This window comes from Sphingobium amiense, from assembly GCF_003967075.1.
Classification (GTDB): Bacteria; Pseudomonadota; Alphaproteobacteria; order Sphingomonadales; family Sphingomonadaceae; genus Sphingobium; species Sphingobium amiense.
Map to the genome: position 1 here is coordinate 2,163,129 of NZ_AP018664.1, position 24,845 is coordinate 2,187,973.

Consider the following 24,845-nt stretch of genomic DNA (forward strand, 5'->3'; position numbering starts at 1 on the left):
CGTTCTTTACTTTCGCCCCCTATGATCGGCCTCCTGTGCCGGATGCGGGTCCGGCCGCTTGGGGAAGATAACAACCATGACCCATATGCCGGGGGTGGACCAATTTACGGCCGCGCTGCCGAATCATGCGAACGCCTATCCGGCGATGGGCATGCTGTTCCAGATCGCGGGATCGAGTTCCAAGGCGCTGTTCGACGCCCAGCAAATCGCCTTGCTGGGTCACGACGCCGATCCGTGCATCGCCATGGCGGGTCAGGTGGGCAGCCAGGTCAAATTGCGCGTGGGCGGCAGTTGGCTGATCGCCAGCGTCCGGTCGCTGGTCCTCGACCAGACGAACCATGGCATCGTCGCCGATATCGACTTTCTGGGCGAGGGCGACGAGGAAGCGCTGACGGGCCGCATCCACCGCTTCCGCCGCGGCGTGACCCGTTATCCGACGCCGGGCACCGACATCTTCCCCGTGTCGGCCGCCGACATGCAGCAGATCTACGCCGCCGACGACCGCGCGAACATCGAGGTCGGGACCGTCTATCCCACCAGCGACACGCGCGCCGCCCTCTATGTCGATTCCATGCTGGGCAAGCATTTCGCGCTGCTGGGATCGACCGGAACCGGCAAATCGACCAGCGCCGCGCTCGTCCTTCACCGCATCTGCGACCTGTCGCCGCAGGGGCATATCGTGATGATCGACCCGCATGGGGAATATGGCGCGGCATTCGCCGGAAACGGCGCGGTGTTCGACATCAACAACCTCGCCCTGCCCTACTGGCTGATGAATTTCGAGGAGCATTGCGAGGTGTTCGTGACCGCCGAGGGCGCCGAACGCACGGTCGATTGCGACATCCTCGCCAAATGCCTGCTCGCCGCGCGGTCGAAGAACCGGCTCGCGGAGACCATCGGTCGCCTGACGGTGGATTCCCCAGTCCCCTATCTGCTGTCCGACCTCACCACCATCCTGTCGAACGAGATGGGCAAGCTGGACAAGGGCACCGGCACGCTGCCCTATATGCGGCTCAAGACCAAGGTCGAGGAGATCAAGGCCGACCCGCGTTACGCCTTCATGTTTTCCGGCATGCTGGTCGCCGACACGATGCAGCAGTTCATCGCCAAGATTTTCCGCCTGCCCGCAGACGGCAGGCCGATTTCGATCATCGACGTTTCGGCGATGCCGTCCGACATCACGTCGACCGTGGTGTCCGTGCTCTCGCGCCTCGTCTTCGATTACGCCATCTGGGCGCGCGACGAACCGCAGCGCCCCATCCTCCTCGTCTGCGAGGAAGCGCATCGCTACATCCCCAGCTCCAGCGTGGGCGGCGGGCAGGCGGTGCGCCGCATCCTGGAGCGGATCGCGAAGGAAGGCCGCAAATATGGCGTATCGCTGGGCCTCATCACGCAGCGCCCGTCCGATCTGGCCGAAGGTGTGCTGTCACAGTGCGGCACGATCATTTCCATGCGTCTCAACAACGACCGCGATCAGGCGTTCGTGAAAGCCGCCATGCCCGAAGGCGCGCGCGGCTTCCTCGATTCGATCCCGGCACTGCGCAACCGGGAAGCGATCATCTGCGGCGAGGGCGTCGCCGTGCCGATCCGCGTCGCATTCGACGATCTGGAAGCGCATCGCCGCCCCGCGTCGAGCGATCCCAGCTTCACGCAGCTCTGGCGGCAGAGCGGGCAGGAAGCCGACATCCTCGACCGCACCATCACGCGCTGGCGCAATCAGGGGCGCTGACCCCGCGCCTACCCGGCGGGCGCGATGCGTCCGGCGGGTTCAGCCTCGCTATTCACGGTTTCGCGGCATTCCTCCGCGTGCACCGGCGCGATCAGCTTCGCCTTGCGCCAGCCGCCATGCAGGTAGACCGCGCTCGCCAGCGCCAGAGATGTGACCGACCCGGCGGGAAAGCTGAGCCACAGGGCGTCCGCACCCAGCAGCGGGTAGGCGAGATGATAGAAGCCGAGGCGCACGCCGAACAGGGTGAAGATGAGGATGAGCAGCGGCTTTACCACCACGCCATTGGCGCGCATCACGCCGAACAGGATCATCGTGCAGCCGAACAGCAGGAAGCTCCACGTCACCATCGTCTGCATGTTCCACGCCGCGTCGATGGCCGCGCGGTTGCTGCCGAGGAACAGCGCCAGCAGCGCTTCGTGGAACAGCAGGATGACGCCGATCATCGTGCCCGTGATCGCGAGCTGATAGCCAAGGCCATAGCCCGTGATCCGCCCGATCCGGTCCCAGCGCCCCGCGCCCACATTCTGCGCCGCCATGGCGCTCACCGCCGCGCCCATCGCCATCGCGGGCATCTGGAGATAGGTCCATATCTGCTGCGCCGCGCCATAGGCCGCCGTCACCAGCAGCCCCTCCCGGTTGACGAGGCCGATCATGACGAGGCCGGACGCCGACATGACGATCATCTGCAAACCCATCGGCAGCCCCTTGGCAGCGAGAATGCGAAGCTGGTCGGGCGCGGGCCAGAGCCAGCGCAGCTCGCTCCCGCGCAGGCGCAAGGGCAAGTCCTTCGCGTAGATATAGGCGATCACGCCGATCAGGCTGACGAAGCCCGCCGCCGCCGTCGCCGCCGCCGATCCCGCGATGCCGAATGCGGGCACCGGTCCCAGCCCCAGGATCAGCACCGGATTGAGCACGAGGTCGATGGTCACGCTTACGATCATGAAGATGAGCGGCGTGCGCGCGTCCCCCGCTCCGCGCAGCCCCATCATGATCATGAGACCCAGCAGTGAGGCGGGCATCGCGATGAAGATCACGCGCAGATAGACGAGCGCCATGTCATAGGCACCCGCGGGCGTGGCCAGCAGCCGCAGCAGCGCGGGCGCGCCGACCCAGCCCGCCGTCGCGACGCCGATCCCGAGCATCGAGCAAAAGCCGATGGCGGAACCGAACGCACGCCGCGCCGCCTCCATGTCGCGCCGCCCTACCGACTGACCGATCACGACGGTCGACGCCATGCCGAAGCCGAACACGACCGAAAACATGAGGAACATGATGATGTTGGCGTTCGCCGTCGCCGCCAGCGCCTGCGTTCCCAGAAAGCGGCCGACCCAGATCGCGTTGATCGACCCGTTCAGCGACTGGAGGATGTTGGACAGCAGCGTGGGGATGGCGAACAGCAGCAGCGCCGACGCGATCGGCGCCTGCGTCAGATCGCGTGTCCCTTTTGCCGGTCCGCTCATTCTCTCACTCCCCTTACCCGCGCCGCGATCATCCTCCCCTTGGAACGGGAGGTGGCATTGCGTAGCAATGACGGAGGGGTGTCGCCCTCACGATGGCGGGAAACCCCTCCACCACTTGCTACGCTAGCGGTCCCCCTCCCCTTTCAGGGGAGAATCGCCTACCCCAACCGCTCCAGCGCCGCTTTCAGCCGCTCCGCCTCCGCGCTTTTTTCGCCATGGTCATCGCGCGCCTTGGCGACGGCTTCGGGCTTCGCCTTTTCGACGAAGGCGGGGTTTGACAGGCGGCCGCCCAGCGAATCCCGCTCCTTCTCCGCTGCCGCCAAGGCCTTGGCCAGCCGCGCCTTTTCGGCGGCGATGTCAATCACGCCCTCCAGCGGCAGGATGAAAGTCGCCTCGTCGATGACGATCTGCGCCGCGCCGCCGGGGGGCGCATCGCCAAAGCTCAGGCTCTCGACCCGGCCCAGCCGCGCCAGCGCCACGCCCTGCCGGTCGAGGCGGCGGTGCGTCTCCTCCTTGCCATCGCGCACCACCATCGGCAGCTTCGCGCCCGGCGGCACGTTGAGTTCGGTCCGCGCGGTGCGGATCGCGCTCACCAGCCGGATCAGCCAGTCGATCTCCGCCTGCGCTTGGCTGTCCACAGCCGCCAAGGCAATCGGCCAGCGTGCGACGATCAGTTCATTCTCCCGCGCGCCGGTCAGGTTCCATAACTCTTCGGTTATGAAAGGCATGAAGGGATGGAGCATGACGAGGATCTGGTCGAACGCCCAGCCCGCGACCGCCTGCGTCTCCGCGTCCATCGCGCCCTTGGTCAGTTCGATATACCAGTCGCAAAACTGGTCCCAGACGAAGTGATAGATGGCGTTGGCCGCCGCGTCGAAGCGCAGGTCCGCCATCGCCATGTCGATCGCCTGCACGGTTGCCACCGTTTCGGCGACGATCCAGCGGTTGACGGGGAGCGCGGCGTGTGGCGCTTCATGCGTGGTCGACGCCGTGACACCGTTCGCCTGAAGGAAGCGCGCCGCGTTCCACAGCTTCGTTGCGAAGTTGCGATACCCCTCGACACGCTTCTCGTCCATCTTCACGTCGCGGCCCTGGCTTTCCATCGCCGCCATGAAGAAGCGCAGCGCGTCCGCGCCATAGGTGTCGATCAGGCCCAGCGGATCGACGACATTGCCCTTGGACTTGGACATTTTCTGCCCGTCCGCCGCGCGCACGAGGCCATGGAGGTAGAGCTTCTTCCACGGAACCTCACCCATGAACTCCTGTCCCATCATCGCCATCCGCGCGTCCCAGAAGAACAGGATGTCGAATCCGGAAATGAGGAGGTCGTTGGGATAGTGTTTGGCCAGCAGGTCGGTCTGCTCCGGCCAACCCAGCGTCCCGAACGGCCACAGTGCGGAGGAGAACCATGTATCGAGCACATCGGGATCGCGCCAAATTGACAAGCCAATGCGTTTTTCAGCATCTTGCCTGCTATCGACTACGCTGATCTCTTGGCCTTCTAGAAGAAACGGCTTGTAAGCGTCAGTCGCCAAGCGAATTGCTTCTTCTTCTGTTTCCGCAACGAAGATATCCGGCTCAACATTGGGGCCTTTGGCGATGTTGTGCTCGCCTCGTCTCCAACCAAACCAAGCCGGTATCCGGTGCCCCCACCAGAGCTGCCGCGACACGCACCAGGGCTGGATATTGTCCATCCAGTTGAAGAAAGTCTTCTCCCACGTCTTCGGCACGATCTCGATGGCACCGTCGCGCACGGCCTGCGTCGGCGCGACCGCGAGCTTCGCGGCGTCGACATACCATTGGTCGGTCAGCCACGGCTCGATCACCACGCCGGAGCGGTCGCCATAAGGCGTCTGGATTGTGCGCGGCTCGAAGTCGGCGGCGATTTCTTCGCCCTCCTTGTTCTTCGTGACGTGCGGCACGAGGAAGCCGAGCGCCTTCATCTCCTCGACCACCGCCTTGCGCGCGTCGAAACGGTCCAGCCCCAGATACTCCTCCGGCACCAGCCCGTCGGCGGTCTGCACTACCTTCGCGTCGGCGTCGAACATGTTGAGCATGTCCGCCGCCCTGATGTCCGCGCGCTTGCCGACCTCGAAATCGTTGAAGTCATGCCCCGGCGTGATCTTGACCGCGCCCGATCCCAGTTCCGGGTCGGCATAATCGTCACCCACGATTGCGAGTCGCCGTCCGGTGATCGGCTGGAGAATTTCCTTGCCGATGACGTCCTTGTAGCGGGCGTCATCGGGATGCACCGCGACCGCCATGTCGGCCAGCATCGTTTCGGGCCGCGTCGTGGCGACAACGATATGGTCGCTCCCGTCGGCAAGCCTCACTCCGTCCGCCAGCGGATAGCGGAAGCGCCAGAAGCCGCCCTGCGTTTCCTTCGTCTCGACCTCAAGGTCCGAAATGGCGGAGCGGAAATGCGGGTCCCAATTGACGAGGCGCTTGTCGCGATAGAGCAGGCCGCGCCGGTGCAGTTCGACGAACACCTTGACCACGGCCTTCGAAAAGCCCTCGTCCATGGTGAAGCGCTCGTTCGCCCAGTCCATCGAGCAGCCCAGCCGCCGCAACTGCCGCGTGATCGCACCGCCGCTTTCCGCCTTCCATTCCCACACCTTCGCGACGAAATCCTCGCGCGTATAGTTGGTGCGCTTGTCCTGGCGCTCCTCCATCCGCCGCTCGACCACCATCTGCGTCGCGATGCCCGCATGGTCGGTCCCCACGACCCACAGCGCGTCCTTGCCGCGCAGCCGCTCGTAGCGGACGGCGATGTCCTGCAGCGTATTGTCGAGCGCGTGGCCGATATGCAGGCTGCCCGTGACGTTGGGCGGCGGGTTGACGATAGTGAAGGGCGCGGCGTCGGGCCGTTCCGGGCGGAACAGGCCTTTCGCCTCCCAATGCGCATACCAGCGGGCCTCGATGTCGGCGGGGTCGAAAGTCTTGGGCAATTCGGTCATGGGAAGCGGCCTTAATCGCCCGGCCGCTTCCATTCCAGCGCTTTTAGGCGTCGGCTATTTCGCCGTCCATCTGTCGAGCCATCCCAGCGCCTCGCCATACCATTGCAGCGAGTTGCGGGGTTTCAGCACCCAGTGATTCTCGTCCGGGAACACCAGCAGCTTCGACGGGATATTCCGCCGCTGGAGCGCGGTGAAGGCGGCCAGCCCCTGCGTATAGGGAATGCGGAAGTCCTTTTCGCCCGTCACCACCAGCATGGGCGTCTTCCACCGGGCGACGTGATTGACCGGGTTCCATTTCTCATATTCGGCGGCCTGCTCATAATAGGGGCCGCCATGTTCCCATTCGTCGAACCACAGTTCCTCGGTTTCATATGCCATGGCGCGGGCGTCGAACACGCCGTCATGCTGGACGATGCATCTGAACCCGTCGGGCCACTGGCCCTCGATCCAGTTCATCATATAGCCGCCGTAGCTCGCCCCCAGAGCGCAGGCGTTGCCCGCATCGACCTGCGCGTCCTTCGCCGCGGCGGCGGCGAGGCCGAGCTTCAGGTCTTCGAGCGGCTTTCCGCCCCAGTCCCTGTTGATGCTGTCGGTGAAGGCCTGCCCATAGCCGGTGGAGCCGTGGAAATCGACGATCACCGCCGCATAGCCATGCGCCGCGAACGCCTTTGGATTCCAGCGGTAGGACCATGAATCGTTGAAGCTGCCCTGCGGTCCGCCATGGACGAGGAAAGCGACCGGCAGCTTGGGCGCCGCGCCGCTGGCGGACGGGTTCAGCGGCTTGACGATCTGCCCCCAGACCGTGTCGCCATTCGCGCCCTTAAAGCTGAACCGCTCGACCGACACGTCATCGACGCCGTCGAGCTTCTGCGCATTGACGCTGGTGAGGCGCGCGGGCCTGCCCTTCGCTGGCATCTTCCAGAAGTCTGCGGGCGACTGGATGCTGTCGAGCGCGTACACGAACCCGCCTTTGGGCAGCGGCACGACGCTTGCCGCATGGCCCCTGCCGGTGAGGCGCGTCACCTTTCCCGACGCGGCATCGACCCGGAACACCGGATTGTCGAGCACATCGTTGGCGGTGACGAGCAGCCCCTTGCCATCGGCGTCCCAGGCGACAGAGCCGACCGAACGGTCCCACCCTTCGGTCAGCGGCTTCGTTTCACCGGTCGCGATGTTGCGCAGCATCAGCACAAGCCGGTCGCTTTCATAACCCGGCCGCTTCATCGCGGCATAGGCGAGCCACTTGCCGTCCGGCGACACCGCCGGCATCGTGTCCGTCGCCTCGTTGGCGGCGGTCAGGTTCACAGGCGCAGCGCTGCCGTCCGCCGGAACCGAGAAGATGTCGAGATTGGTCGAAAGCGGCTCGATTCGCCCCGCCTCGCGCAGCGTGAAGAAGAGCGTCCGCCCGTCCCGGCTCCAGGCCAGTTCCTCCGCCCCACCATAGGGCTTCGACGGCGCGTCGCCGACAAGGCTTCCCATCACCGACACAGCCGGACCACCCGACAGCGGCATGACGAAGACCTGCGACCGCTGCCCGTCTGCCCATCTGTCCCAGTGGCGCACGAAAAGCTGGTCATAGACCCGGCCCGTGCCCGCATCCTTCGGCGCGTCGGGCTTCACATCGTCGATGGTCTTCGCGCCCACGGGCCGGTCGGCCCACAGCGCGACCCTCGTCCCATCGGGACTGATGAGGAAGCCGGAGATGCCGCCCGGCGCTTTGGTGATCTGCACCGGCTCCCCGCCCGCCAGCGCCACGCGCCAGAGCTGGTCGTCGCCGCTCGCGTCCGACTGATAATAAAGGCTGGCGCCATCGGGGGAAAAGACGGGCGCCGCCTCGTTCCTGTCCGGCACCGACGCGATCAGGCGCGGCGTCTGCCCCGCTCGCCCGATGTCGAGCAGGTAGAGGTCGGTCCGTCCGCGATTGGCGGCAAGGTCGGTGGTGCGCAACTGATAGGCGAGCCATCTGCCATCGGGCGAGACGGCGGGCGCGGCCACGCGGTTGAGGCTCACCATATCGGCGGGCGTGAACGGACGGGCCAGCGCGGGCGCGGCGTTCATCGCGAGCGCAGCGACGGCTCCCAGAAGATATGTTTTCATGAATATCACCCTTGCATCGGATGGCGATTCGCGCCGACGCAGGACGCGCCGGTCAGCGATCGTCAGGATGCCAAGGGTCTAGGCCGCGCGAACGGCCTTGTGCAAGCGCCGGTTCAGCGACCGCCGGTGATGCGGGCGATTTCCTTCGCCACCATGTCCTCGACCAGCGCGGGGAGCCGCGCGTCGAGCCATTCCTTGAGCATGGGCTTGAGCATCGCGCGCACCAGCCCGTCGAGCGTATTGTCCTGCCCGGCCGCCGGAGCCACCAGCATAGAGGACAGGGCCGATAGCGAATGGCGCGCCGCGACTTCGCTTTCCATGGACAGGATCGAGTCGTCCGACGCGGGGGCAGCGGGCGCGGCGGCGGCTGTAGCCTTGGGCGCGGCTTTGGGAGCGGGCATGGGTTCCTCCGCGATCTCGTCGGTCAGTTCCAGCACTTCGTCGGGGTCGGCGGGAGCAGGCACGGGTGCCTGCGCCGCGGCCTTTTCGCCGCGTGAACGGCGCAGCGGAGCGGCCTGAACCGCTTCCTCGCCTTCCTCGGCGATGATCCGCTTGATGGACGAGAGGATCTCTTCCATCGAGGGTTCCTTGGTCATGTCACCCATGGAGTTTCCCCGTCCAAATTTCACCACGCGCCGTTCCGCTTCACATCAAAATTACTCGTGCGGGTTAACAAGCGGTTAAGGCTGTTGCGTCGTTGCGGCAGGGACATTGGCATTTTGTGCGGGCGTGTCAACGGTCCGTGTCGCCACGGGCCGGGGCGCGGGGTCGAAGTCCCAGTCGAACCACTTGCCCCTGACCCGCTTGTAATTGACCATCGGATCGTAGAGCGCGCCCGCGCCGAGGTTCAGGTCATCGGCCTCGGCATGGCCCATCGACGCCAGCAGGCTGAAGCCCGCGACATAGGCGTTGCGCCGCGCCGAAACGAGCTGCACCCGCGCGCGGAGCGCTTCCTGTTCGGCGTCGAGAATGTCGAGAATGGTGCGGCTGCCCACGGAATTTTCCGCCCGCACGCCTTCCAGCGACAGCGAGGATGCCGACACGGCGTTTTCCGCCGATTTGATGGTTTCCAGCGACGCCTGCCAGCTTGCATAGGAAGCGCGGGTCTGGGCGATGACGCCGCGTTCGGTTTCGATCGCCTGCTCGATCGCCTGCGCTTCGAGCGCCTGATTCTGCCGCACCTGCGCGCCGGGACGGCCGCCCTGGTAGAGCGGGATCGAAATCTGCACGCCCGCTGCCGCCTGCTTGTTGATCTGCGGTCCTTCGATGATGTTGCCGTTGGCGTCCTGCGCGCTGCTGTTGAGCGAATGGAGATAGTTGGTGTAACCCGCCTGCGTGTAGGCCGAGACCTGCGGCAGCACCGCCCCCTTCGCCGCCTTCACATCATAGGCGCGCGCCTCCCGCTGCTTGTTGGCGGCAAGAATGTCGGGATTGTCGCGCAGCGCCACCTGCACTGCGGAATCAGGGTCTGCGGGAAGGCCGGGAAGCTGCGGCGGCGGCTCTAGATTGTCGGGCGCCTCACCCACCAGCGCGATGTAATTTTCCTTGCTGGTGATCAGGTTCGCCTCGGATGTCTGGAGGTCCGACCGGGCGAGCGCGAGGCGCGACTGCGACTGCGCCACATCGGTGCGGGTCACGTCGCCGACCTCGAACCGATCGTTCGTCGCCTGAAGATTGACCTCCAGCACCCGCACATTGGCGCGGTTGAGCGAGACGATGGCGGTGTCGCGGATTACGTCCATATAGGCCGCAACCGTCTGGGAGAAGATGCTCATCTCCGTCCCGCGAAGCTGCGCCTGCCCGGCGTCCACGCGCGTCTTGGCCGCCTTGATGCCGTTGCGCACCTGCCCGCCCGCGTAGATCGGCACGGAAAGCTGCGTCTGCGCGTTCACCGTCCGCTGGGGCGAAGTAAAGCTGATCGTCGGCTTGAGGATGCTTTCCTCGTAGGTGCCCGACAGGTTGAGCGCCGGACGGCCGCTTGCCTTCTGGATCGCGACGCCCTCATCAGTGGCGCGCTGTCCCGCGCGCGCGCCGGTCAGCGTCGGGTTGCTGGCATAGGCCTTCGCCAGCGCGCCCTGCAATGTTTCGGCGCCTGCTGGCGCGGCCAGAGCGGATGTCAGCAGAAGCAGGGCGGCAACAGCCCGCCGTCCACCCGATTGATGCTTCGCCGTCATGTGCCCCCGCCTGCTCCTGCGCGTCAGAAAGTAAATGCCTTGGGCGCGCCGAAGCCCGGCAGCACCACCATTTCGATATCCGTCAGGCGCGTGAGGCCCAGAACGCCCCCGACCGCGCGTCCGCTGCAGAGGCGCGTAACGCCCCGGTCGATCAGCCCGGTCACGACGCGCGCCCCATCGGCGAGTTGCTCAACGAGCGCGGCGGGCACTTCCTCCACCGCCCCGTCGATGAACAGCAGGTCATATGGCGCGCCAGCCGAAGCGCCCTGCGCCAATGGCCCGCGCACCAGCGTGGCGCCGGTCGCCGCCGTTTCCGGCCCGCCTTCTTCCTCGACCGCCGTCACCGTTGCGCCCAGTTCGCCGAGAAGCGCGGCGGCATAGCCCGTCGCCGCGCCGATCAGCAGAACCCGGTCGCCCGGCTCGACCTGCGCTTCCTTGAGCAACCGTCCCGTCACCAGCGGCGCATTGAGCGCGCGCCCGTTGCCCAGCGGCACGGGCCGGTCGATATAGGCGGCGGCGCGGCGGCCGGCGGGCACGAAATCCTCGCGCGGCACCTTCGCCATCACGGCGACGACGCGCGGATCGTCCACGTCGCTGGTGCGCAACTGGCTTTCGACCATGGCGGCCCGCATCGAAGAGAAATTCTGCTCGGTCACGATAAGTCCTCGCTTGGCACAACTGTATTGACAATGCAATACACTAAGGCGTCTCCCGACCTCTAGATCAGCCACTCGCCCTCGCCAAGCGGCTTTGCGCCGCGCCGCACAAGATTCTTGGGGCCGCCCGCCGATCCCCGGCTTGACTTTGCCACCAAAGCCGCACATTTGCGGCCACCCACCGCACCGAGGCCCGATGGCGGAGTGGTGACGCAGCGGACTGCAAATCCGTATACGCCGGTTCGATTCCGGCTCGGGCCTCCAGTACCCTGTCAGCAGATGCGTGCTGATGGTTGAAAAAACCTTAGATTTCCGCTAGTTTAGAGGCACTCGCTGATCGTCAGCGACTGCCTCTGTTTGCCTCTAAATTTGGCTGATCGGGGCAAATTTGGGGGCCTCGCCAGGCCCTCCACATCAGCGAGGCCCCCAAATGGCGCTGACCGACACCGCAGTCCGCAACGCGAAGCCCAAGAACAAACCCTACAAGGTCACGGACGGGCAAGGGCTTTACCTGCTGGTCAATCCGGGGGGCAGCAAACTCTGGCGCGTCAAATATCGACGTAACGGCGTGGAGCGAAAGCTGGCGCTGGGTTCGTATCCTGAAATCACGCTCGCCGAGGCGCGTGCAGCACGCGATGCGGCTCGCAGGCAACTTGCCCATGATGTCGATCCCAACGCCGCCAAGCGTCAGGCACGCATCGAAGCGAGCATCCGCGCCAATAACAGCTTTGCCAGCGTGGCAGAGGAATTGATCGAGAAGAAAACGCGGGAGGGGTTGGCAGAGCCGACGCTGAAAAAGATGCGCTGGTTCGTGAAGCTGCTTGGCGGAGAATTCGGCAAACGTCCCATCGCAGAGATCACCCCGCAGGAACTGTTGCACGAACTTCGTAAGCATGAGCGGCGGGGCCGGCTGGATACGGCAAATCTTCTCCGAGCATTCGCCAGCCGCGTGTTTCGCTACGGGGTGGCGACAGCACGAGCCGAGCGTGACCCAGCCCAGTTGCTCATAGGTGCGCTGACAACAGCGAGGGTCAAGCATTTCCCCGCGATCACCGATCCGGTGGCATTTGGCGCGTTGCTCAGGGCGATCGAGGGTTATCAGGGCGATCCCTCCGTCATGTATGCCCTGAAACTCACGCCCCACGTTTTCCAGCGTCCCGGCGAAATCCGGCATATGGAGTGGAAGGAGGTGGATTTTGAAAAGGCGGTCTGGATCATCCCGGAAGGGAAGATGAAAATGCGCCAGCCCCATTCGGTGCCGCTATCCCGGCAGTCGCTGGCGATCCTCGCGGAAATGCGCTCCCTGTCCGGTTCCGGACGTTATGTGTTTCCGTCGGTCAGGACGCGCGAAAGGCCGCTCAGCGAGAACACGATCAACGCTTCCTTGCGCCGTATGGGCTTTCCCAAGGACCAAATGACCGCGCACGGCTTCCGCACGTCCGCATCCTCGCTGTTGAACGAATCCGGCAAATGGAACCCCGACGCTATCGAACGGGCGCTGGCGCATATGGTCGCAGGAAGCGTCCGGCGCATTTACAACCAATCGGCCTATTGGCGCGAACGTGTTGCAATGGCCCAATGGTGGAGCGACTATCTGGACGAATTGCGAGGTGCGGGCAATGTCCCCCGTCAACGGGAGAAGATTGAGCGATGGACAACGACGACGCCCGCTCCCTTCGGAGAATTGTCTTACAGCTACTCCATGAGGACGAAGATGAAGCACGAAGGGAACTGGACGACATTATCCGAACAGTAGCGGAGAATATCGGACGGGAATCTTCTCTTTATACGTGGGCTGTCCCGGTCCTCCTCACTATTCCGCCATTGCTCATGACAGCGTTCTTGATCGCTAGGCCATTCTCGAAAACCGCTGGAAACATCCTTTTTGGGGCAGCCCAGGTCTCATGTCTCATCCCGCTATATGCCTTATGGAAATGGGGCCGCTTTCAATATGGGCGCGGCTGGCTGTGGACACCGCGTGAAGCCCTGTATCTGAACGCAAGCGACGAGACGAAAGAGACCCTCGAGAAGTTCTTCGCCTATATCCAGCGTGAAGGCGGCCCGAAGGCATATTTCAGGGATCGCAAAGGCAAAAAGCACTATCTGGATCGCCGCTATTCGTTCGGCAAGCTGCGTGTCCTCTTGCTTTCGGAGTTCGGAGCGTTCCGGTCGCTTTGCCTCTTGCCGGGAGGAAAGCGCGTTTCGGAGGCAATCAAGATTGAGGCCGACCCCAGTGAGATTATCAATGCCCTTAAGATCAAGCCCAAGCGAGGGTCGGGACCAGGCCGGAACGTCAAATATGCTTATATCGAAGCGATTTTCGATTTGCGTAGCGATCCGAGGCTGGAAACGCTGGACCTGAAAGATGAAGCTACGGCGATCCATGCCATCACCGATTGGCTCGATGAGTGGTTCGACAGCTCAGCCAATGTCTCCGGCGAGATACCAAAACGCGATCGACTGGTGCCCTACGCCAAGAAAATTTACGCTCATCTGAAAAATTCTGTGGCTCCCAATGACCGCTGACCGCCGTTTTTGATTTTTGCGAATCGGGAGGGGCTTTTTGGCGGGCGGCATTTGTTTTCCGTCCCGCGCGTCATCAGCGGATTTCTGCAGCTTTCCCATTACGGGGTGGGCCACTGGCAACCCTGTGCAACTTGCCACGTCTCCCGCCGCAGTCGGTCGGCCAACTTGGAGACGCACATGGAACCTCTCGCCATATCCATCAATGAGACCGCCAAGGCGCTCGGCGTCGGGCGATCATCGGTCTACGCCCTCATAAAGTCCGGCAGCCTCGACGCTATCAAGATCGGCAGGCGGACCTTGCTCACCACCGAGTCCATCAAACGCCTGGCGCAATCCCGAACTGCCATCTGATGCATCGGCGCTTTGCGCCCGCGTCTCACCCCATCTCTGGCCCCGCCAATCGTGGAATTCACGAAAGGACACCCCATGCCCATTTTCCGCAAGGCCGTTGACCGGCTTGCCGACTTCATGCGCCGTGATCGCAAGATTACCTATCGCGCATTCATCGACGCCCGTGTCGCACCCTATGTGACGCCGCTGCTCGACAGAATTGTTGCCGACGACGAGGACGGCGACACGCTGCGCAATTCGCTGATCCCGTGGCGACGATCTCAACGCCCACCGATCGCGATCTATCGCGGCGATGTTTCCACCTGCCGGATCGACGGGCCCTGGCAGGTGGTGGATCGGCACTGGCTTCCCCTGGGCGGCCTGATTCTCACCAGTGGCGTCACAGCCCACCTCAATCCGTTCGAAGCGCGCGCGCTGCACGAGCGGATGCAACAGGCGATCGAGAAGACGGTCCTCGCATGGGTTCGCGAGCATGACCTCTATGCCCCTCGCAATGTCCCGGAGGAGATCGATCGGAAGGCGGCCGACCTCGCCGCCAAGGCGATGATAGCAGCATGGATTTGCAGGCAGCGTGAAGCCACCAGTGGGCCGGAAGGTATCGCCTGCGAGGCCAGCGATTGCTGTTTGGGCGAACCCAGCGGCGCCTTGTGCGAAGCCTGCCGGAAAGGATCGGATCATGCCTGACCAGGTCGCTATTTTTGCGAGGTCGCAGGGCCGCGATGCTTCGCATCGAGCCCACAATTCAGATACACACCTCACGCACGGGTGCATCGCGCATTTCTGCGGGTTTGACGGGATGCGGATAGCATCCCGTCAAACGGGAGGACACGGCAACGGCGCAATTGCGCCGTTTTCCGCGATGGCGAATAGCATCTCGGCTGGAGCGGTGCGATGAGCGCCCGCGCCCAGACCGTGCGGCTCTCTCCGGCCCAGCACCGCACCCTTGCCGGCTTTGCCAGACAACGCGGCCTCAGCGAATATGCCATGCTCGCCCGCGTCGTGGACACGGGGTTGGCCGCCCTCGCTCAGGGGGCAAGCAGCGCGATCGACGCCCGCGAGATCGTCACCGAACTGGCATCGGTCGGTACGCGCATCGTGGATGTGGAGCGGATGCTGGACCGCGCGTTGTTCACCGCCTGCGCTGCCTATTGCTACGCCCGCAGCGCCGCTAGTGGCGCGCGCAAGAGTGACGCGATCCTCACCGAGGAGATCACCGCCGCCTACAATCGCCAGCGGGGCCTCGCGCGGGAGAACCGGCCATGACCCGCCCCGACGATCGCCGCAACCATGCCGATGCCCTGCGCAAGCATCATCTCAGCACGCAGGGCGCGCGGCTCAAGCGGCAAGCCCTGATCATGCTCGCCTCCATTGCTCTCGGCGGACTGACACTGCCCAACATGATGCTAGGCCGCGACACGATGCTCGCCACCGGCACCTACTACTGGGCGAGGACCAAGCTCTGGGCCGTTTCCGGCTGGGAGGCGGACACAGGGATCGACGTTCACTATCCCGACCATATCGAACAAGGCCGATCGGCGCGCCAGATCATCGCCCATCCCTATTTCCGGCGGCGCGTCGATCTTGTCTGGTCCTATGGAAAGTGGGGCAGTGTGCTGGGCTTCGGCACCTGGCTTGTGGGCCTGATCGCCTTTCGCGGCGCTATGGCGCGGCGACGCGAGCGCCTCCTGGCCGATCGCTGGATCGGCGGAACGCAAGTGGTGGACGAGAAGCAGCTTGCCAGGCTGACCGGGAAGGAGGCTGACGCACGCCCCCTGTCGATCGGCAAGGTGCTGATCCCCCCCCGTCTGGAAACCCGCCACATGGCGATGATCGGCACCACCGGCAGCGGCAAGACCACCGCCCTGCGGCAATTGCTCGACGGCATCGAGGCGCGAGGCGAAGCCGCGCTGGTCTACGACACCATCGGCGAGTTCATCGCGCACTATTATGATCCGGCGCGCGGCGACGCGATCCTCAACCCGTTCGATGCCCGCTGCGCCTTCTGGTCGCCCTTCGCCGAGATCGCCCATCCAGCCGATGCCGACCGCATCGCCCACCAACTGATTACCGAGACCGGCCAGCACGACAGCGACGTGTGGCTCGATACCAGCCGCATCCTCGTCGCCAATATGATCCGGGCTCTGTGGCAGGAGAACAGGCGCACCCTGCCCGACCTGCTCCATGCCCTGAAGAACCGGCCCAAGGACGACCTCAAGGAATGGCTCGCCACCAGTTCGTCGGCCCGCACCTTTGCCGACGATGCCGACCGGGCCACGGGCAGCGTGCTGTTCATGCTGGCGAAGGCAGCGGACCTGATCCAGTTCCTGCGCGCTGAGGACGGCAAGGCGAAGCCTTTTGCCTTCCGCAGCTTCATTGAAGCGCTCGACCGGCATCCGGGTGCGCGGCCCTGGATATTCGTGCCGAGGAAGGAGGACTACTTCGAAGCCTCGAAACCGCTCCTCGCCTGCTGGCTGGAATGCGCGGCCAGCGCGGTACTGGGCCTGCGCCCTTCCGACGATCGGCGTATCTGGTTCGTGCTGGACGAACTGGCCGACCTGCCGCGCGTCGACAATCTGGCGCGGCTGCTGCCGGAGGGCCGCAAGTTCGGCGCTGCGGTCGTGCTGACCTTCCAGGCACTGGGGCAGATGCAGCACCGCTATGGGCCGCAGATTGCCGAATCCATGCTGGGCTGCTGCAACACCAAGCTGTTCCTGCAGACCATCGACAGTGACACCCGCCAATGGGCTAGCCAGACCATCGGCGATTGCGAGATGGAGATCCGGACCAAGACCGACATGCTGGGCGATGGCGACGAAGGCCACCGCATCAATCTGGGGCGGATGCGCGAGGTGCGGCCTGCCGTCATGGAGAGCCAGCTCCGCCTTGCGCGGCACGAGGGATATCTCCTGCTCCCCGACGGATTGCCAGTGGCGAGGATCAGGCTGACCGCCGATCATATCGCTCGGCGGGGCAAACCCCACCAGCCGGGGTTCATCGCCGCCGATCCGGCGACCATGCTCTGGGGACAGGCCGCCAGCAGCACAGTTCCACCGCCATCGTTGTCATCAGCATCCCCCTCATCAGGATCGTCGTCACCCACCCCGAAGCCCGACAGTCAGGGGCCGGTGTGATGGTGGCGTCCGTCTCTGCACTCACCAGTTCGGCGCAGGCCAGCAGCTATTACGAGGCCGACGACTATTATGCCGAGGGCGGGCTATCGCCCTCCGAATGGCAGGGGGCTGGCGCGGAGGCGCTGGGCCTGTCCGGCGAGGTGGATCGCGATGCGTTTCGCGCCTTGCTCGACGGCAGGATCGGCTACCAGCAGCTTGGTAAGTTCCGCGACGGGCAGTTGGAGCATCGTCCCGGCTGGGACGTGACCCTGAGCGCGCCTAAGTCGGTGTCGATCATGGCCGAGGTCGCGGGCGACCGGCGGTTGATCGAGGCGCATGGTGAGGCAGTGAAAACAGCGATGGCCCATGTCGAGCGCCATATGGCCGCCACCCGCATCCGCGATGGCGGCACGGTCGCCCGCGAGGCGACCGGCAATCTAGTGATCGCCAGCTTCCAGCACGGCACCAGCCGCGCCCAGGACCCGCAGCTTCATACCCACAATGTCCTCATGAACGCGACGCAGGGCGAGGACGGTGCCTGGCGCAGCCTCGAACCGCGCGCGATCTATCAGCTTCAGAAGCAGATCGGGGCGATCTACCGGCAGGAACTGGCGTTGAAGGTCCGGGAACTGGGCTATGAGATCGAGGCGGGCAAGGAGTCCCTGTTCGAGATCAGGGGTGTCTCCACCGAAGTCATCGAGGCGTTCAGCACGCGGAGCGCCGACATCGAGGCAGCACTTTCCGAGCGCGGTACATCCCGAGAGACCGCCACCGCCGTGGAGAAGCAGGTTGCCACGCTCGATACCCGCGAGGCCAAGGTTGCCGCTGATCATGGGAGCCTTGTCACGGAATGGCGGGAGACGGCCGCCAAAGCGGGGTTCGGGGCCGAGGCCAGGCTGGCGATGGTCCGGGAGGCCGAAGCGAAAGCCGCCGATCCGGCCCATCGCGCGGCCATGGAATTGCAGGGGGAGAATGCCGCTGCCCGTGCTGTCGCCCATGCCGCCGACAAGCTGGGCGAGCGGCAGTCGGTGTTCTCTGTTGCCGCCCTGCAGGAGGAAGCCGGGAGGATCGGGCTGGGTCGGATCGGATACGCCCAGATCGGGGCGGCGATCGAGGTGGCAACGAAACAGGGCGAGTTGATCGACCGTATTCATATCGATCGGCGTGTTGCGGAATTTGCCGGGTTCACCACCCGGCAGAATGTCGAGACCGAAGCAAGGATGCTCAGGATCGAGGCCGAGGGGCGCCGCACGCTTACCCCCATCGCATCACCGCTTGCCGCCGCCAAGGCTGTTGCCGGCGCAGCGGCGCAGGCCGAGCGCACAGGCCATGGCTGGAATCCCGATCAGCGCGCCGCCACCGAGCAGCTTCTGACCAGCCGCAACCGTATCACTGCCGTCCAGGGCTATGCCGGCACCGCCAAGACAACGACCGTGCTGGCGACCTTCGCCCGCGAGGCCGAAGCGCGGGGGATAGCCGTGACGGCCCTGGCTCCGACCGCGTCGGCGGCGATGGTGCTGGGCGAAGCGCTGGACACGCGCGGCGATACCGTTGCCCGGCATCTGCTGTCGCCACAGAGGTCCGATCTCACCCGGCCCGCCGCGTGGATTGTGGACGAGGCATCGCTGTTGTCGGCGCGCGATACCGCGCGGCTGTTCGACCTGGCCGCAAAATATGACGCCCGTATCGTGCTAGTCGGTGACGTGAAGCAGCTGGGGTCAGTCGAGGCGGGTGCGGCCTTTGCCCAGTTGCAGGGCGCTGGCATGGAAACCGCCAGGCTGGCCGAGATCGTGCGGCAGACCAACCTCGCCACCAAGGATGCCGTGCTGGCGTCGATCGAGGGGGATGCCAGGAAAGCCATGGCCGCGCTCGATCGGGGTAGTGGGCGGATCATCGAGGAAGCTGACCGGGCCACACGCTTCGCGGCCATTGCCGAGCGGTTTGTGGCGCTGGACAAGGCCGAGCGTGTCCGTACCATCGTTGTCGAGCCGTCACGCGAGGGGCGCGATGCGTTGACCGCCGATATTCGCGCGGCGCTCACCCGGTCGGGGGCACTGTCGGGGCCCGCCGTCCCGGTGGAAGCCCTCGTCAACAAGGGGCTGAACCGTGCTGAGGCGCGCGATCCCTTGAGTTACGACAAGGGCGATGTGGTTCGCTTCACCCGTGACTATGCCGACAAGGGTGTGGCCCGTGGCGAAGCCTACCGCGTTGAGCGCATCGATCCGGCCAAGGCCGCCATCGCGCTCAAGACCGAGGATGGGCGCAAGGTGGACTGGCGTTTGCGGCAATGGGGTGCGGGGCATGCCCAGGCCTTCTCAACCCAGCCGATCGACCTGAAAGCCGGTGATGCAATCCGCTTCACCCGCAATGACCGGGAGGCGGGCCGGATCAATGGTGGGCGCGCGGAGGTGATCGCCGTGGATCAACAGGCCCGCACCGCGACCATCCAGATCGGGCGAGGAACGACGGAAACGCTCCACCTCGATTCCGCCCGCGACCGGCATATCGCCCATGGCTATGTCGATACCGCCTTTGCCGCGCAGGGGCGCACCGCCGATCATGTCATCATCCATGCCGACAGCAAGGCGGTCAATCTGGTCGATCAAAAATCCTTCTATGTGGGGATATCCCGAGCAAAGGAATCCGCGACCATCTTCACCAATGATCGCGGCAAGCTGGTTGCGGCGATCAGTGAACGGGCCGGCCAGGTGCAGACTGCTATCGCTCAGGCGGCGGCATCCGGGTTGGCGGCTGGCACCGCGAAGGGAGCTGGTCTTGGGTGAGGCTTGGCTTACGCCCACAAGCCTAAAGGGGCGGCGTAAATCAGTTGTCTTATCCCGTTTTTCTAACCCACCGTTTGTTTGTTCGCTTCACCGCAAAGGAATGACCGGGGTTGGGACAGTCCGAACTGTCCGCTTTGCGGCGATCATGGTCGGTAAGCTGCCGTCCGTTCGGTAGAACCACCAAACGTCCGCATAGCCGGACATTCGCGACTGTCGGGTGCGTACCGATCTGGAAACACAGCCATTCGCAGTAGCAATCGTTGGCGATCGCCTAGGCTGTGTTTCGACCAGTCCTTATTAGATATGTTCCCGCAGGAAAGCACCGCAAGGAGATAATCTCTGTACAGCGAATATGGACAAACGGGCAAATATTTGCTAGATGGCGCAAATTCACTGAGCAGGAAATAAATTGAAATTTGAACTTGAAGAGCGCGAACTGCTTGACGGCCTCATCGCTACCATCGCAGGTTTGCCCGAGGGACAGGCATGGATCGGTGGCCGGGAGGTCGCGATCGGACCCCGCGGGCGAGTCGATGCGATCGTCGAAGCTCTCGTCGCCGGACGTCCCCTCCAGCTCATAGTTGAGGCGAAGCGGGAAGCCTTTCCGCGTGATGTGCGTGAGACGATCTGGCAACTCCGCAATTATCTCGCCCATTTGCCAGACAGCGATCGTGAGATTGTCCCCTTCTTCGTCGCCCGCGCCATTTCGCCGGGCGCCCGCGATATCCTCCGCGAAGAAGGCATTGGCTTCTACGACCTGGGCGGCACGCTCTACATTCCCGCGAAACAGGCGTTCGTCTACATTGATCGCCCCGCACCTCGCAAAAGCAGCAAGATCTTCGATTCTGTCTTTCAGGGGCAGAAGGCGCGCGTGGTGCGGGCGGTTTTTGCGCGCCGCGATGCCTGGCTGAGCGTCAAGCAGATTGCCGAGGAAACCGAGGTGTCGCCGGCCACCGCCTCGGCCACGCTCAGCGAAATGGAACGGCGCGAATGGGTCGATGTCGAGGGCGCGGGACCATCCAAGCTGCGCCGATTGCGCTCCCCACGCTTGTTGCTGGATGCCTGGGCCGAGTATATCGCTGACCAGAAGCCGCCGAAAATCGAGCGCTACTATGTGCCCGGTGCGGATGCCGACGGACTCGCTCAGCGGCTCGACCAGGCATGCCGCCACGCCGACGCTGCCTACGCCGTGACCTCCGACGCCGCTGCGCAGGCTTACGCGCCATATCTCTCGAGCATTTCCCAGGTCCGGTGTCGGATCGTCCCCGGTCCGCGCCAGCGCGATGCGCTTGAGACCTTGCAGGCGCGGCCGGTCAGCGAAGGATGGAATCTCGGTGTGATCGAGACACGCGCGCGCGGCGACATCACCGTCGGCGAACGGCTGGGCGGTGTCTGCCTTGCCGAGCCACTGCAAGTCTATCTTGATCTGCTTCAGGGCACTGGTCGCTCAAAGGAGATGGCTGCACATCTTCGTGCGGAAAGGCTGGAAGCCTGATGGCCAAGCCACAAACGATCGATGGCTATGAGGCCGCAGTAACCGTAGGCTGCGAACGCGTGTTGGTGACGCTTCTACGCGGTCTCGGACCATGGAAGGATTCGGTCTATCTGGTTGGCGGCCTGACGCCCCGATATCTCATCGCGGCCCGCCCTCCAGAGGTCCCGCGTCACGCCGGCACGGGCGATGTCGACGTTGTCGTCGACATGGGGCTTCTCACTGACATGGAGGCCTATGCGACGCTCGAAGATAATCTCCTCGCAATGAATTTCGAGCGAGTCACCAACGACAAGGGGCACAAGGTGTCCTGGCGGTGGCAGACGAAGATCGATGGCAATGCGACGCTGATCCTCGAATTCCTCGCCGATGCGCCAAATCTGGCTGGTAGCAAGGTCACCGAGCTGCCCACTGACAGCCAGGTAACGGCGATGAATATTCCGCACGCCTCGATGGTGTTCGACCTGCACGAGGCCAAGGAGATCACCGCCGAGCTGCTCAATGGCGGCGGGCGGACCACCGAGGTCGTGCGGCATGCCGATATCGTCAGCTTCACCTGCCTGAAGGCGTTCGCATATGATCAGCGGCATGAGGGCAAGGACGCGCACGATCTTGTCTATTGCCTCGAACATTATGAGGGCGGCATCGATGCCGTCCATGCCGCGTTCAAATCCGCGCTGGAAGGCAAGCATGGCGATGTGATCCGCGAGGCGCTTGGCCGCTTAGCTGTCCGGTTCTGCGACGCAAATCCCGACGAGAGCTATTTGCGCGATGGCCCGGTGGCGGTTGCCCGCTTCGAGCATGACGATGCCTATGTCGATCGTGACGAGGAATTGCGCAACCGGCGCATTCTGCGCCAGCGGCAGGCGGCGGACATCCTGCGCGCGTTCCTGTCACCATTCCTATGACGGCCGTCGCGGACGGGGACATCCTCGACGCCGCGATGGTTTTTCGTGCCGCGCTTGATGCGGTCGATGCCGATATCTGGCTGGCAGCCTGTTGATTGCTGCTGAGAAGTGACCCGGGGTTTTCATCGAGAAGTGACCCACCTTGCGATTATGTTTCGGATGTCAGGGGTGGGTCAAGATGGGGTTTTCTCCTTCCGGGTTTTGGGCTGCTGAGCGGAGCTGTTCTTGAACCTGAAGCTGTCGTTGCCGGTCTCGAGGATGTGGCAGTGATGGGTGAGCCGATCGAGGAGCGCGGTGGTCATCTTGGCATCTCCGAACACGGTGGCCCATTCGCTGAAGCTGAGGTTGGTGGTGATGATGACGCTGGTGCGCTCGTAAAGCTTGCTCAGCAGATGGAACAGCAGGGCGCCGCCTGAGGCGCTGAACGGCAGATAACCAAGCTCGTCGAGGATCACGAGATCGGAGTGGGCAAGCCTTCCGGCGATCTGCCCTGCCTTGCCCTGCGCCTTCTCCTGTTCCAGCGCGTTGACCAGCTCGACCGTGGAGAAGAACCGCACGCGCTTGCGATGATGCTCGATGGCCTGGACGCCTAGGGCGGTGGCGATGTGGGTCTTGCCGGTTCCGGGTCCGCCGACCAGCACGATATTGTCGGCCACGTCCATAAACTCGCAGCGGTGAAGCTGGCGGACCAGCGCCTCGTTGACCTCGCTGCTGGCAAAGTCGAAGCTCGCCAGATCGCGATAGGCCGGGAACCGTGCGATCTTGAGCTGATAGGATACCGACCGCACTTCCCGTTCGGCAGTCTCCGCCTTCAAAAGCTGGGACAGGATCGGGACGGCCGCGTCGAACGCGGGCGCGCCTTGCTCCATGAGATCGGTGACGGCCTGCGCCATGCCATGCATCTTGAGGCTGCGCAGCATGACGATGATGGCGCCGCTGGCGGGATCATGACGCATGGCGGTTCTCCCCGCGCAGCGCATCATAGCGTTCCACATTGGCAAGGGGCTCGCTGACCAGCCTCAGCGCCTGGGGCGCCGTGATCGGCGGTGTCGTCAGCGGCTTGCCGTCGATCAGCCGGTGCAGCAAGTTGAGGATATGGGTTTTGGTCGGAACACCGGACTCCAGCGCCATGGTAACCGCGCGCAGTACGACCTGCTCGTCATGATGCAGCACCAGGGCAAGGATCTCGACCATCTCTCTGTCGCCGCCGGGAGCGCGCAACAGATGGCGCTGTAACCGCTGGAAGGCATCGGGCATCTCTAGGAACGGCGCGCCATTGCGCAGGGCGCCAGGCTTGCGCTGGACCACTGCCAGATAATGGCGCCAGTCATAAACAGTGCGTCCTGGCCCATCATGGGATCGTTCGATGATGCGCTGGTGTTCGCACAGCAACTGCCCCTCGGCCACCACGAGGAAGCGGTCGGGATAGAGCCGCACGCTGACAGGGCGGTTGGCAAAGGATGCCGGCACGCTGTAGCGGTTGCGCTCCAGATGGACGAGGCAGGTCGGTGAGACCCGCTTGCCATATTCGACAAAGCCGTCGAACGGCCTGCCCATCGGCATCAGGCTTGCCACCTCCTCGGCCCAGGCATCAGCGACAGAGCCCGGTTCGATCCCGTGCGGGATATCCTGCCACAGCGCCTTGCAGCGATCCTCCAGCCAGCTGTTCAGGGCGTCGAGCGTCTCGGTCTGGGGAACGGGCTGCCACAGGCGATGCCGCGCATCCTGGACGTTCTTCTCGACCTGCCCCTTCTCCCAACCCGCTGCCGGATTACAGAACTCTGCCTCGAACAGATAATGGCTCACCATCGTGAGGAAGCGGGCGTTGACGGTCCGATCCTTGCCGCGCCCGACCTTGTCGACGGCAGTGCGCATGTTGTCATAGATGCCGCGGCGCGGCACCCCGCCCAGCACGCGGAACGCGTGATTATGGGCGTCGAACAGCATCTCGTGGGTCTGGAGCAGATAGGCTCGAACGAAGAAGGCCCGGCTGTAGCTGAGCTTGAAGTGTGCAACCTGCAGCTTGGTGCGGACACCATCGATGATCGCCCAGTCCTCGCTCCAGTCAAACTGGAATGCTTCACCCGGTGCGAACGACAACGGCACGAAGGTGCCCTTGCCGCTCATCTGCTGCTGGCGGCGATAATCATCGCGCCAGGCACGAGCAAAGGCCGCGACACGGCCATAGGACCCGTCAAAGCCCAGGCTCACCAGATCGGCATGCAACTGCTTGATCGTGCGCTTCTGCTTGCGCGATCGGCCCATCTCTCGCCTGAGCCAGACCGTCAGCCGATCGACGAACGGATCCAGCTTGCTCGGCCGCTCGGGCACTTTGAACTGCGGCTCGACTGTGTCTGACCGCAGATATTTACGGACCGTGTTGCGGGATAGACCGGTACGCTTGGCTATCTCCCGGATCGACAGATGATCGCGGTAATGCCAGCGCCGGATGACGCTCAATAATGCCATGTCCAACACTCCATGGTCCCCCGCTCAAAGCCAGGGACGTGTTCAAACATGGGTCACTTCTCAGTGAAAATTACTGGCTTCCCCGGGTCACTTCTCAGCGGCAATCAACACACAAGCGCGGCGACGTCGGTCA

18 protein-coding genes and 1 tRNA gene are annotated in these 24,845 nt (G+C 64.1%); 11 read left to right on the forward strand and 8 right to left on the reverse strand.

All coding sequences use genetic code 11. The features are described from left to right. The first annotated feature begins 76 nt into the window (after positions 1-76). Entirely contained in the window at positions 77-1,729 is a 1,653-nt protein-coding gene (locus SAMIE_RS10415) for an ATP-binding protein (RefSeq protein WP_066703343.1), read from the forward strand. Positions 1,730-1,737: 8 nt separating this feature from the next. Here SAMIE_RS10415 and SAMIE_RS10420 read toward each other — a convergent pair whose 3' ends face one another. The 6 genes from SAMIE_RS10420 to SAMIE_RS10445 form a co-directional block, all read right to left on the reverse strand. Then, entirely contained in the window at positions 1,738-3,189 is a 1,452-nt protein-coding gene (locus SAMIE_RS10420; RefSeq protein ID WP_066703341.1) for an MATE family efflux transporter, read from the reverse strand. A 158-nt stretch (positions 3,190-3,347) separates the two neighbouring features. After that, positions 3,348-6,146, reverse strand: a complete 2,799-nt coding sequence (locus tag SAMIE_RS10425; RefSeq protein WP_066703338.1) for a valine--tRNA ligase — start codon at positions 6,144-6,146, stop codon at positions 3,348-3,350. A 54-nt stretch (positions 6,147-6,200) separates the two neighbouring features. Further along, entirely contained in the window at positions 6,201-8,243 is a 2,043-nt protein-coding gene (locus SAMIE_RS10430) for a S9 family peptidase (protein WP_066703335.1), read from the reverse strand. Positions 8,244-8,356: 113 nt separating this feature from the next. Further along, complete coding sequence (locus tag SAMIE_RS10435) at positions 8,357-8,848, reverse strand: DUF2497 domain-containing protein (RefSeq protein ID WP_066703333.1); 492 nt, start codon at positions 8,846-8,848, stop codon at positions 8,357-8,359. 75 nt (positions 8,849-8,923) lie between these two features. Then, complete coding sequence (locus SAMIE_RS10440) at positions 8,924-10,417, reverse strand: TolC family outer membrane protein (protein ID WP_066703330.1); 1,494 nt, start codon at positions 10,415-10,417, stop codon at positions 8,924-8,926. A gap of 23 nt (positions 10,418-10,440) precedes the next feature. Further along, positions 10,441-11,073 (reverse strand): protein-L-isoaspartate O-methyltransferase family protein, encoded by a 633-nt coding sequence (locus SAMIE_RS10445; RefSeq protein WP_066703327.1) that lies wholly within the window; start codon positions 11,071-11,073, stop codon positions 10,441-10,443. Between the two features lie 190 nt (positions 11,074-11,263). Between SAMIE_RS10445 and SAMIE_RS10450 the strand changes: the two genes are divergently transcribed. The 10 genes from SAMIE_RS10450 (at position 11,264) to SAMIE_RS10495 (ending at position 22,243) form a co-directional block, all read left to right on the forward strand. Then, positions 11,264-11,337: transfer RNA gene (locus SAMIE_RS10450), tRNA-Cys, on the forward strand. 166 nt (positions 11,338-11,503) lie between these two features. Next, on the forward strand, positions 11,504-12,829 hold the full coding sequence (locus tag SAMIE_RS10455; RefSeq protein WP_083952641.1) for a tyrosine-type recombinase/integrase: 1,326 nt from the start codon (positions 11,504-11,506) through the stop codon (positions 12,827-12,829). 74 nt (positions 12,830-12,903) lie between these two features. Beyond that, positions 12,904-13,599 carry a hypothetical protein gene (locus SAMIE_RS10460; RefSeq protein WP_066704059.1) on the forward strand — a complete coding sequence of 232 codons (696 nt, stop codon included), beginning with the start codon at positions 12,904-12,906 and terminating at the stop codon, positions 13,597-13,599. Positions 13,600-13,776: 177 nt separating this feature from the next. After that, a complete protein-coding gene (locus tag SAMIE_RS10465; protein WP_066704057.1) occupies positions 13,777-13,950 on the forward strand; it encodes a helix-turn-helix domain-containing protein in 174 nt (57 codons plus the stop codon). A gap of 75 nt (positions 13,951-14,025) precedes the next feature. Beyond that, the gene (locus SAMIE_RS10470; RefSeq protein WP_066704055.1) at positions 14,026-14,634 is read left to right on the forward strand and encodes a hypothetical protein; all 609 of its coding nucleotides are present in this window, start codon (positions 14,026-14,028) and stop codon (positions 14,632-14,634) included. 207 nt (positions 14,635-14,841) lie between these two features. Then, complete coding sequence (locus SAMIE_RS10475; protein ID WP_066704052.1) at positions 14,842-15,213, forward strand: hypothetical protein; 372 nt, start codon at positions 14,842-14,844, stop codon at positions 15,211-15,213. After that, positions 15,210-17,081, forward strand: coding sequence for a type IV secretion system DNA-binding domain-containing protein (locus SAMIE_RS10480; protein ID WP_066704049.1), 1,872 nt, complete (start codon positions 15,210-15,212; stop codon positions 17,079-17,081). Before SAMIE_RS10475 ends, SAMIE_RS10480 begins: the two co-directional genes overlap by 4 nt. Continuing rightward, positions 17,081-19,843 (forward strand): MobF family relaxase, encoded by a 2,763-nt coding sequence (mobF, locus tag SAMIE_RS10485; RefSeq protein ID WP_066704047.1) that lies wholly within the window; start codon positions 17,081-17,083, stop codon positions 19,841-19,843. The genes SAMIE_RS10480 and mobF overlap by 1 nt, the downstream gene beginning before the upstream one ends. 469 nt (positions 19,844-20,312) lie before the next feature. Next, positions 20,313-21,338: a helix-turn-helix domain-containing protein gene (locus SAMIE_RS10490; protein WP_232037212.1), complete on the forward strand. Its 1,026-nt coding sequence runs from the start codon at positions 20,313-20,315 to the stop codon at positions 21,336-21,338. Further along, on the forward strand, positions 21,338-22,243 hold the full coding sequence (locus tag SAMIE_RS10495) for a hypothetical protein (protein ID WP_066704039.1): 906 nt from the start codon (positions 21,338-21,340) through the stop codon (positions 22,241-22,243). The genes SAMIE_RS10490 and SAMIE_RS10495 overlap by 1 nt, the downstream gene beginning before the upstream one ends. A gap of 173 nt (positions 22,244-22,416) precedes the next feature. Here SAMIE_RS10495 and istB read toward each other — a convergent pair whose 3' ends face one another. Together istB and istA are read right to left on the reverse strand one after the other, a co-directional pair. Further along, the gene (istB, locus tag SAMIE_RS10500) at positions 22,417-23,199 is read right to left on the reverse strand and encodes an IS21-like element helper ATPase IstB (protein WP_126516718.1); all 783 of its coding nucleotides are present in this window, start codon (positions 23,197-23,199) and stop codon (positions 22,417-22,419) included. After that, positions 23,189-24,712, reverse strand: coding sequence for an IS21 family transposase (gene istA / locus SAMIE_RS10505; protein WP_126516717.1), 1,524 nt, complete (start codon positions 24,710-24,712; stop codon positions 23,189-23,191). The genes istB and istA overlap by 11 nt, the downstream gene beginning before the upstream one ends. Positions 24,713-24,845: the final 133 nt, after the last annotated feature.

Excerpts from the sequence above, each read along its gene's own strand:
- SAMIE_RS10415 (WP_066703343.1), top strand. The coding sequence starts at position 77 with ATGACCCATATGCCGGGGGTGGACCAATTTACGGCCGCGCTGCCGAAT.
- SAMIE_RS10420 (WP_066703341.1), bottom strand. The coding sequence starts at position 3,189 with ATGAGCGGACCGGCAAAAGGGACACGCGATCTGACGCAGGCGCCGATC.
- SAMIE_RS10425 (WP_066703338.1), bottom strand. The coding sequence starts at position 6,146 with ATGACCGAATTGCCCAAGACTTTCGACCCCGCCGACATCGAGGCCCGC.
- SAMIE_RS10430 (WP_066703335.1), bottom strand. The coding sequence starts at position 8,243 with ATGAAAACATATCTTCTGGGAGCCGTCGCTGCGCTCGCGATGAACGCC.
- SAMIE_RS10435 (WP_066703333.1), bottom strand. The coding sequence starts at position 8,848 with ATGGGTGACATGACCAAGGAACCCTCGATGGAAGAGATCCTCTCGTCC.
- SAMIE_RS10440 (WP_066703330.1), bottom strand. The coding sequence starts at position 10,417 with ATGACGGCGAAGCATCAATCGGGTGGACGGCGGGCTGTTGCCGCCCTG.
- SAMIE_RS10455 (WP_083952641.1), top strand. The coding sequence starts at position 11,504 with ATGGCGCTGACCGACACCGCAGTCCGCAACGCGAAGCCCAAGAACAAA.
- SAMIE_RS10460 (WP_066704059.1), top strand. The coding sequence starts at position 12,904 with ATGACAGCGTTCTTGATCGCTAGGCCATTCTCGAAAACCGCTGGAAAC.
- SAMIE_RS10465 (WP_066704057.1), top strand. The coding sequence starts at position 13,777 with ATGGAACCTCTCGCCATATCCATCAATGAGACCGCCAAGGCGCTCGGC.
- SAMIE_RS10470 (WP_066704055.1), top strand. The coding sequence starts at position 14,026 with ATGCCCATTTTCCGCAAGGCCGTTGACCGGCTTGCCGACTTCATGCGC.
- SAMIE_RS10475 (WP_066704052.1), top strand. The coding sequence starts at position 14,842 with ATGAGCGCCCGCGCCCAGACCGTGCGGCTCTCTCCGGCCCAGCACCGC.
- SAMIE_RS10480 (WP_066704049.1), top strand. The coding sequence starts at position 15,210 with ATGACCCGCCCCGACGATCGCCGCAACCATGCCGATGCCCTGCGCAAG.
- mobF (WP_066704047.1), top strand. The coding sequence starts at position 17,081 with ATGGTGGCGTCCGTCTCTGCACTCACCAGTTCGGCGCAGGCCAGCAGC.
- SAMIE_RS10495 (WP_066704039.1), top strand. The coding sequence starts at position 21,338 with ATGGCCAAGCCACAAACGATCGATGGCTATGAGGCCGCAGTAACCGTA.
- istB (WP_126516718.1), bottom strand. The coding sequence starts at position 23,199 with ATGCGTCATGATCCCGCCAGCGGCGCCATCATCGTCATGCTGCGCAGC.
- istA (WP_126516717.1), bottom strand. The coding sequence starts at position 24,712 with ATGGCATTATTGAGCGTCATCCGGCGCTGGCATTACCGCGATCATCTG.